This is a genomic window from Coleofasciculus sp. LEGE 07092 (assembly GCF_015207375.1).
Taxonomy (GTDB): Bacteria; Cyanobacteriota; Cyanobacteriia; order Cyanobacteriales; family Coleofasciculaceae; genus LEGE-07092.
In genome coordinates this window covers 26,807-35,340 of record NZ_JADEWY010000068.1, presented here as the reverse complement: position 1 = coordinate 35,340, position 8,534 = coordinate 26,807, and the positions used below count along the sequence as shown (strand labels likewise).

Sequence of the window (8,534 nt, the reverse complement as noted above, 5' to 3'; positions counted from 1 at the left end):
AAACAATTGCTCGGTACATCAATGACCCACATCATGGTTGAAAAAGATAGTAGGCGGTTAAAACCGCTACCTCGCGTTCCTCTCTGGTCTAAAGACGCAGAGTTTCCCGCATCGGAGGTACTCTGATGAAGAAAACCAATGAAAGACAATTCCCTTGATGAGAATGCACACATCTTACCTCTATGAAACAGATTTTTATGGCTGGACTCAAGAGCAGGTAATGTTGCTCAAAGTTCAGCAATGGGAGCAATTAGACACACTCAACCTGATTGAGGAAATTGAATCGTTGGGCAGAAAAGAGCGACAAGAGCTGAGGAATCGATTAGGAGTGTTGTTAGGACATCTGCTGAAATGGCACTTTCAACCTGACAAACGCAGCAATAGTTGGTTGGGTACAATTCGAGAACAACGGGTTCAGATTCGGTTACTTTTGCAGGATAGCCCTAGTTTGAAGCCTTATCTCGATGAGGTTTTCCTCGCTGCTTACGAACTCGGTTTAGCTTTGGCGATTCGAGAGACTCAGTTGGGCGAACAGGTTTTTCCAGAAGAATGTCCCTACACTCCAGAGCAAGTGATGAACCCGGAATTCCTACCGGAGTCGAATCAGGTTGATGCTTAAGGGGTGCGATCGCGCTTTGGTCGTGTCAACCGCATCTGAAGAATTCCTAGTTGCCATTGACGAGATTTAGCAGAATACTAACTTACAATGATTGCAAATGATTAATGACCAGAAGTCCACGGTACGACCCGGATGAGAACGTCTCACGGCATGGCGCAACCGATCCAGACAAGTGTGAGGACATGGCTGACAAGTACGGCTGGAACCTTGTCAGGATTGAGGAGACTGGCGATCCAATGCTTGAGGTTGACTGTGTGTTTGATGGCGAACCCCAGTTCCCACCTAGTCCCTATGAACCCCAACATGAGAGGGAGGAATAAGCTGTGAAGAGATGGATTGTCTTCAAAACTGAATCAGCTTCATCGAAGGGGTGGAAGGAGCGTAAGTTGCAGCCTGCTGGACATTTAACCCGGATGCTGGCTGAGTATTTGGATTGCTCTAATAAGGCGTTGCCAGAACCAGGCTACCGTCCGCGTGAGTTTGCCCGCTTTGAAGAGTCGGTCGATCCAAACTTCCCGGATGCTAGCACTCATGTTCGTTGGTCTGACTGGGAAGTGAGCCGAGTTGAGCGGTTTAAGTCGGTTGACTCGGCTGAGTATGACGAGATTGTTGTGTGCTATTGCCGCTACTCACCGATTGAGCCGGAGTGGAAGGAGTTACCCAAGATTGGCGTTTTGCAAGAGGGTAAACTTTGATTCCATCACTTGGCGATCGCTCTTTATTTGTTCCAACGGCATCTAGGCTGGGGCAATTCCTAGCGGTGAACAGAACGAATGAAAGACAATCCCTTACACAATAGCTCTGCTCACTCAGACTTGTTATTCTAAGCTTCAGTAGGGATTCAACATCAATGCCATGACATCAGGAGTAATTTATCCTCATATCGAGAAAGCGGAAGGTCAACCCGCACGGTTACAGCGAATACCGCGTGTGCGCGTTGCTCAGATTGTCATGGATTATTTGGCTTATGGTTGGTCAGTTGAGGAAATGTGCCGACAGCATCCTTACCTAACCCTATCAGAAGCTCATGCGGCGATGGTGTATTACTTCGATCGCCAAGATGAAATTGACAATGAGATTCGCACCGAATGGGAGCAAGCGCAACAGGCAAAATCTCAAGCATCACCTTCTCCTTTCTTTGTCAGGATGCGGGCAAAAGGGCTGTTGTAAGTGGCGATCGCACTCTACATGGATGTTCATGTACCTCAAGCTATTACAGATCAATTGCGTCGTCGTGGTGTAGATGTTCTCACTGCAATTGAAGACAATTCAGCAGAGTTAACTGATGAGGCGCTTTTGGAACACGCTAGTTCACTCGGTCGAGTTTTATTTACTCAGGATATCCGGTTTAAAGCACTAGCTGAAGATTGGCAGCGTCAGGAACGACCTTTTGCAGGGTTGATATTTGGACATCAGTTAGGGGGTACGATTGGGCAATTTGTCAAAGATTTGGAACTAATTGCTCTTGCTTCAGAACCTGGGGAATGGCTTAATGTTGTTGAGTATCTGCCTTTTTAGGGCGATCGCTTCTTCTGTCATATTTCTTGATACCGCAGGGCAATTATTGGAAACTCGAACCCAGTCCAGAAGCGATCGCAGCATTCAAGTCTCGAACGAAAACCAATGACTAGCGATATCAAATTCCTGTAGAGATGTTCTGGCGGAACGTCTCTACACCAGTTATGCTGGTTATTGAAAAAGGGGGTAGTTAACCCGAATTTGTTATAATACTATTTTCATTGAAGAGCAATAAGAACTAACGTTGTATGGCAGTTCTAAATGATTCGTGAAGGCGAGATCCCTGACTTCTCTAAGAAGTCAGGACTCTGAACCGATGACATCTCACAACTCAAATAGGTTTGCTATAGCAGTGAAAGCCGTCTCGGTTTAACAAAGCTGTGCAGTAGCAAATCGAAGTTGAAAGAAACATGAAATCTAAAATTATTATCACAAGCGCACTACTCATTACTATCAGCTTAGCCACTAGAGCTTGCGGCTTGGTTCGTAACTCTATACAAACCCAAATTGAGGAGGCTAACTTTCGGACTGACTGTGCTAATCGTAAGTCAGCTTACTTAAATGCCCAACGACGGCAAGCTGACTCAATACCAGACGGGCAGGGATTTGTCGAGATCTTCACCTGCATCAATGAGCACACTAAACAGCTCACAGTTGCTTTTGAGGGTGAGGTTAATAAACAGAGCTATTTCGGCACCAAGGAACCTGGGGAGTTCAGCATTAGAAACAGTGGCAGTACCATCTTCCCTGGCACCTATACGGTAAAGTTTTTGACTCAAGGTAGGGTTTGGCAAAAAGGCTCTTTGGAAGTGAAACCCAAAAGCCATATCAGGTTTGTGGTGGATGTCAATGAGCAAACCGTACAGGTAGACAACTCTACTGTCTGGAAGCCGAATCTTGCTATCGAACCTGATGAAGCTTATGACTTGAGGGAAGCCAACCGCTTAGAGCAACAAGATAAGTACCAAAAGAAAATAGCTAACAGGGAAGAAGCAGGGCTTTTTGCTCATTCTGTATGTAATGACCTTAGTTCGACTAATGTAGAAAATAACAACCAATATCAAAATGGTTTTGACTTAAAACCGGATTGGCTGGTAAGACTAAATTTTGTCTCCTGTACCGATGATTCGCTCACAGTTTCTGTGGAGGACTCTAAGGGAGAAAAGATACTCACAGAGATTCCTCTGGAGGAGAATGTGCAGCTTGTTTCTTATGATACTCCACCTGGAGTCTACAAGATTCAGCTATCTACTCAAGGCAAGGTTGTACAGAAAGGCATTGTGGAAGTGGCAGCAACTCCCTCACTCTGGATGGTCTTTAACTCCAAGGAACAAACCGTAAAGGTGAATACCCCTCATGTCTGGAAACCAAATAAGTAGGTGAAGCAAAGACCTGAGAGAGAAAACCCATGTCTGAGCAAGTGCGTTACATTACCAACGAGCAGGGGGAGCGAGTTGGCGTCTTGTTAGATTTGGAAGCGTATAATCGACTAGCAAACCCACTGGCTTTAGATGAGGAATGCTTAATTGGCTTAAGCCGAGATGAACTGCAAGCATTAGCTGATAGTATGCTAGCTCCCGCAGCACAAAATCAATTGAACGATTTGCTAGTTCAGAATGCAGAATTTCAACTCTCTGCCGACGAAATTGCCAATCTAGACCATCTCCTAGCACAAGTCGATCAACTCACAATCCTCAAAACCAGAGCCAGATATACTCTACACTGCCTAGAAACAGTGGCAACGGTAGCGTGAGCGTTTATATTCCTGTTGAGTTACTGGATCAGGGTAAAGTGTTACTGGATAATTGCGATCGCTTCATCCAACGTTTCACCTTGAGGCGGTTCAGATCCCCGACTTCTCTAAGAAGTCGGGGATCTCGCCTTTACTGTGAACAACGCGATCGCCCAGTTAAAAATTTGATTCATAGGGGCAGGTTGAGCCAGTGCATAGGTTCCTACTGGTAAGAGATAGGTTAGACTAACCAGTTATCTGCACTGCTAAACGCCTATCCTTGCTAACTAGAGGGTGTGTCGATGTAGCTCCAGGGCAAAGGCAGCTTTCCAAATTACGACAAAAAATCCACCTATCATGCGCGACACTCTCAAACACCTCACCCTTGTCACTGCAACCTCGCTTCTCTTACTCAATCTTCCCCTGCCATTAACTAAAGCATCAGCTCAAGCACCCGCACCAACCTATGAAGAAAAAATAACCGAAGGTGCTTATCTCAACCAAGAGGGGTGGCAGCTATTAGAATACAGTCAATTCCCAGCAGCATTGGAGAAATTTCAACAGGCATTAGCAATTTTCAAACAATACGATGCCAAAGAACACGAAGGACAGAGCTTCGATAATATTGGGACGGTTTACTTGCGGATGGGCGATTATTCTAAAGCTCTGGAGTTCTTTGAACAAGCGTTAACCATTCGTAAAGCAATTGGTGATGAGGAAGGGCAAGGCTATACCCTCGACAATATTGGGGAAGTTTACACCCATCTCAACCAATACCCTAAAGCCCTAGAGTTTTATCAACAAGCGTTAGCCATTTACAAAAAATTAGGCGATCGCATTGGCGGCTATACTTACCCCAATCTCCTCCAACGAATTGTAGCCGTTCACTTTCGGATGGGTGAGTATCCGCAAGCGTTAGAATTTTATCAGCAATTATTACCGATTTACGACCGGGGTATTACTAAAGCCCAAAGCCTGAATAATATTGGGGTAGTTTATGTTAATATGGGCAAGTACGCTCAGGCGTTGGACGCTTACGAGGAAGCCTTAACCATCACCACAACTGTTGGCGACTGCTACGGTACAGGCTCAGAATCAAGACTTTGCTTTTATGGAGATGAAGCCGCAATCCTCAATAACTTAGGTGCAGCTTATTTTAGCCTCGGTCAGTATCAAAAAGCCCTAGAATTCGCTCAACGTTCCTCAGATATTTACAGTAAATTCCGCGATCGCTCTGACCCAGAAACAACCTCGAACGAGATTAAGTTACTTTACGATACCCTCGGTCAAAATTCCCAAGCACTAGGCTTTTTCAGCCAAGATGCGATCGCTCGCGCTAATGTCGGTGATGCCTTTGGTCAAGACTCCTTTATGCGTGCGGGTCAGGCTTTAAACCTCAACAACATCGCACAAATTTACTCCTATCTGGGTAACTATGACCAGGCTCTAACCCTTTATCAGCAGGCGTTAGCCTTGTATCAAGACGTAGGCGATCGCACGGGGCAAGGAATAGCCTTTAGTAATATTGGACAAATTTACCAGAACCAAAACCAAGAGAAGAAAGCTGAGGAATTATATCAGCAAGCTTTAGTTATTCACCGCGAAGTTGGCGATTTAGTGAGTGAAGGGGAAACGCTCAAACGCTTAGGTCAGTTGCTCGAACAACGAAACCAACCCGAATTGGCAATTGTATTCTACAAGCAGTCGGTTAACGTTACCGAAGACATTCGGAAAGAGCTGCGGGTTGTACCTGTTGAGCTACAACAATCTTATACCGAAAAAGTAGCCGATCGCTATCGCTCCCTCGCTGATTTATTGCTCAAGCAAAATCGCACAGCAGAGGCGCAACAGGTTTTAGATTTGCTGAAGGTACAAGAAATTGATGATTATCTTCAGAATGAGCCGGAGAATAACCCAGTAACAGTAAGCACCTCTAGGAGACGCACCCTAGAAACCACTAGCCGCACTGTCTCAACCCTGCCCCAAGAAGAACAATTTTCCCAAAAATATGCGGCAGTTCAAAATCAAGCGATCGCCTTAGGCAAAGAACTCACGCAACTGCGACAAATTAAACCCGAAAACCGCACACCCGACCAAGAAAAGCGCATCGCTGAACTGGTAAAAGCCCAAGAACAAATTATCGCCGACTTCAATACCTTTATTGAAAGTCCAGAGGTGTTAGCACTGGTTGACCAACTCAGCCGCACTGGTCAAAAACAGGATTTGCTGAATAATTTAGAAGAACTAATCAGCTTACAAGATAACCTAAAAAAACTCAATCAAAATGCCGTTCTCCTCTATCCCTTAATTCTAGATGACCGCCTAGAACTCGTCCTCACCACCCCTGACTCTCCCCCCATTCACCGCACCGTAAAAGTTACACGAGAACAACTCAATCAAACAATTACCGCATTCCGTCAAGCCTTACTCAACCCCACCGCCGATGCCAAAACTCCCGCCCAACAACTCTACAATTGGCTGATTAAACCCCTAGAAGCTGAACTCCAAGCCGCCGATGCCCAAACTATTATTTATGCGCCCGATGGTCAACTGCGTTACATTCCCCTCACGGCATTGTACGATGGGCAGCAATGGCTGGTGCAGCGTTACCGCATCAATAATATTACTGCCGCTTCCCTCACGGAACTCAATACTAAACCCCAACCCCAAATTCAGATATTAGCGGAGGCTTTTACTAGCGGATACTATAGTGTTGATATTAGGGGAGAGCGATTTAACTTTTCCGGGTTGCCCTTTGCTGGTGTAGAGGTGGAAACCTTAGCTGAAACCATTCCCACAACTACCCAATTGCGAGATACCGCCTTCAATCCAGAAGCAACCGTTCCCAAAATGGATGACTATACCGTAGTTCATTTTGCCACCCATGCGGCGTTTGTGGTGGGTCAGCCGCAAGATTCATTTATTCTGTTTGGCAATGGGGAACGGGTTACGTTGGAAGACGCAAAAAAATGGAATTTCAAAACGGTTGATTTGGTGGTTTTGAGTGCCTGTGAAACGGGTTTGGGTGGCAAACTGGGTAATGGGGATGAAATTCTCGGCTTTGGCTATCTGATGCAACGGGCAGGTGCGAGGGCGGCGATTGCTTCGTTGTGGACGGTGGATGATGGCGGTACTCAGTTATTGATGAATGGCTTTTACACTGCCTTGCAGCAGGGCAACGTTACCAAAGCTGAAGCCTTACGACAAGCCCAAATTGCTCTGATTACTGGCGATGATACTGCCTTGGGTAAGGAACGGGGTACAATTGTGGTGCAGCAGCGTTTGCGGGAGGGTTTGAAGCCCAACGTGGCAAATCGCCTTAGTCATCCTTATTATTGGGCACCGTTTATTTTGATTGGGAATGGGTTGTAGCTAAAATCGAGGCAACAGAGGATACCACCCTGAAGCCAGCTAAAAATGTTGCCTGAAGTTTGGTAGACAAAATGCAGGTCAATGTTTTATACTGAACAATCGTGACCAATTTGCAGCTTCTAAGAAGCAAATGAGGTTCGAGGAGGCAGTGGTCTTTGAACTTCAAAGCCAAAGCCACTATGTTTTGGGGTGCTAAACCGTTGTTGGTTTTAACTCCGAGCTAGAGCAGTGATCAATGCCGCTCCTTCAAAAGAGGCTGTCAGGTTCTTGATTAACTACTTCTTACCCCTTAGGTAGATGCATCATTGCCTCGTTGGGATACTGAGGAATTGACGACTTAAGTCTCGACGGTACAAGGCAACGCAGTTAGCCAGTCCTAACCTCCAAAGACGGTTCACGCAATCTGGCTAGTAATTAAACTCTTACCAGGCTAGAAAACGGCAGGCATTGCCTCACAAGAGGAGATGACTGCCCCTTTTAGGGTCAAATGAGAAGCTTTGTGAGGTAGAGCTGATTCATTTTTGAATCAGCGCCAAAACGACCTCGCTGTAATGTCTAGAAAGGAGAAACCCGTGTCTGTCGGTATCCTCGGCACGAAACTCGGCATGACTCAAGTGTTTGACGAAGAAGGAAGAGCTCTTCCTGTCACCGTCGTTCAAGCCGGTCCATGCAGAGTAACCCAAATTAAAACCAAGCAGACTGATGGCTATAGCTCCATCCAACTTGGCTATCAAGAAGTCAAATCCAAGGCAATTAACAAGCCTGAGATGGGACATTTAGTCAAGTCCGGCGCTTCGGCATTGCGTCACCTGCGCGAATACCGCTTGGATAGCACCGATGCATTTGAGCTGGGTCAGCTAGTCAATGTCGATATCTTCAGCGCTGGTCAAATTGTTGATGTCAGTGGAACGAGTATCGGTCGTGGCTTTTCTGGCTATCAAAAGCGTCACAACTTTAAGCGGGGACCGATGGCTCATGGTTCCAAAAACCACCGCTTACCCGGTTCTACTGGAGCAGGAACGACCCCTGGTCGCACCTTTCCCGGTAAAAAGATGGCAGGTCGTTATGGCGGCAAGCGAATCACAATTTGCAAACTCCAGGTGGTGCGAGTCGAGTCAGACCGGAACCTACTATTAATTAAAGGTGCAGTTCCCGGCAAGCCTGGGACTCTTTTGAGCATTGCCCCAGCTAACAAAGTCGGTCAATAGTCATTGTTCATCGTTAACATTGCGAATTGTTCACTGCCATGAACTATGAACTATGAACTATGAACAAAAAGACTAAGAACTAAGG

General features: G+C 46.0%; 9 protein-coding genes. All 9 read left to right on the top strand.

The features are described 5' to 3' along the window. The first annotated feature begins 163 nt into the window (after positions 1–163). Positions 164–619 (top strand): DUF29 domain-containing protein, encoded by a 456-nt coding sequence (locus IQ257_RS17005; RefSeq protein WP_193874565.1) that lies wholly within the window; start codon positions 164–166, stop codon positions 617–619. Between the two features lie 104 nt (positions 620–723). Then, positions 724–939, top strand: a complete 216-nt coding sequence (locus tag IQ257_RS17000) for a hypothetical protein (RefSeq protein ID WP_193874563.1) — start codon at positions 724–726, stop codon at positions 937–939. A 3-nt stretch (positions 940–942) separates the two neighbouring features. After that, positions 943–1,314, top strand: a complete 372-nt coding sequence (locus tag IQ257_RS16995) for a hypothetical protein (RefSeq protein WP_193874561.1) — start codon at positions 943–945, stop codon at positions 1,312–1,314. Positions 1,315–1,474: 160 nt separating this feature from the next. Next, on the top strand, positions 1,475–1,789 hold the full coding sequence (locus tag IQ257_RS16990; RefSeq protein ID WP_193874559.1) for a DUF433 domain-containing protein: 315 nt from the start codon (positions 1,475–1,477) through the stop codon (positions 1,787–1,789). Then, positions 1,790–2,137 (top strand): DUF5615 family PIN-like protein, encoded by a 348-nt coding sequence (locus tag IQ257_RS16985; RefSeq protein WP_193874557.1) that lies wholly within the window; start codon positions 1,790–1,792, stop codon positions 2,135–2,137. Positions 2,138–2,547: 410 nt separating this feature from the next. Next, positions 2,548–3,516 carry a hypothetical protein gene (locus IQ257_RS16980; protein ID WP_193874555.1) on the top strand — a complete coding sequence of 323 codons (969 nt, stop codon included), beginning with the start codon at positions 2,548–2,550 and terminating at the stop codon, positions 3,514–3,516. 29 nt (positions 3,517–3,545) lie between these two features. Then, positions 3,546–3,890 carry a hypothetical protein gene (locus IQ257_RS16975; protein WP_193874553.1) on the top strand — a complete coding sequence of 115 codons (345 nt, stop codon included), beginning with the start codon at positions 3,546–3,548 and terminating at the stop codon, positions 3,888–3,890. 336 nt (positions 3,891–4,226) lie between these two features. Beyond that, positions 4,227–7,241: a CHAT domain-containing protein gene (locus tag IQ257_RS16970; RefSeq protein WP_193874551.1), complete on the top strand. Its 3,015-nt coding sequence runs from the start codon at positions 4,227–4,229 to the stop codon at positions 7,239–7,241. Positions 7,242–7,813: 572 nt separating this feature from the next. Then, positions 7,814–8,449, top strand: a complete 636-nt coding sequence (gene rplC, locus IQ257_RS16965; RefSeq protein ID WP_193874567.1) for a 50S ribosomal protein L3 — start codon at positions 7,814–7,816, stop codon at positions 8,447–8,449. Positions 8,450–8,534: the final 85 nt, after the last annotated feature.

Excerpts from the sequence above, each read along its gene's own strand:
- IQ257_RS17005 (WP_193874565.1), top strand. The coding sequence starts at position 164 with ATGCACACATCTTACCTCTATGAAACAGATTTTTATGGCTGGACTCAA.
- IQ257_RS17000 (WP_193874563.1), top strand. The coding sequence starts at position 724 with ATGACCAGAAGTCCACGGTACGACCCGGATGAGAACGTCTCACGGCAT.
- IQ257_RS16990 (WP_193874559.1), top strand. The coding sequence starts at position 1,475 with ATGACATCAGGAGTAATTTATCCTCATATCGAGAAAGCGGAAGGTCAA.
- IQ257_RS16980 (WP_193874555.1), top strand. The coding sequence starts at position 2,548 with ATGAAATCTAAAATTATTATCACAAGCGCACTACTCATTACTATCAGC.
- IQ257_RS16975 (WP_193874553.1), top strand. The coding sequence starts at position 3,546 with ATGTCTGAGCAAGTGCGTTACATTACCAACGAGCAGGGGGAGCGAGTT.
- IQ257_RS16970 (WP_193874551.1), top strand. The coding sequence starts at position 4,227 with ATGCGCGACACTCTCAAACACCTCACCCTTGTCACTGCAACCTCGCTT.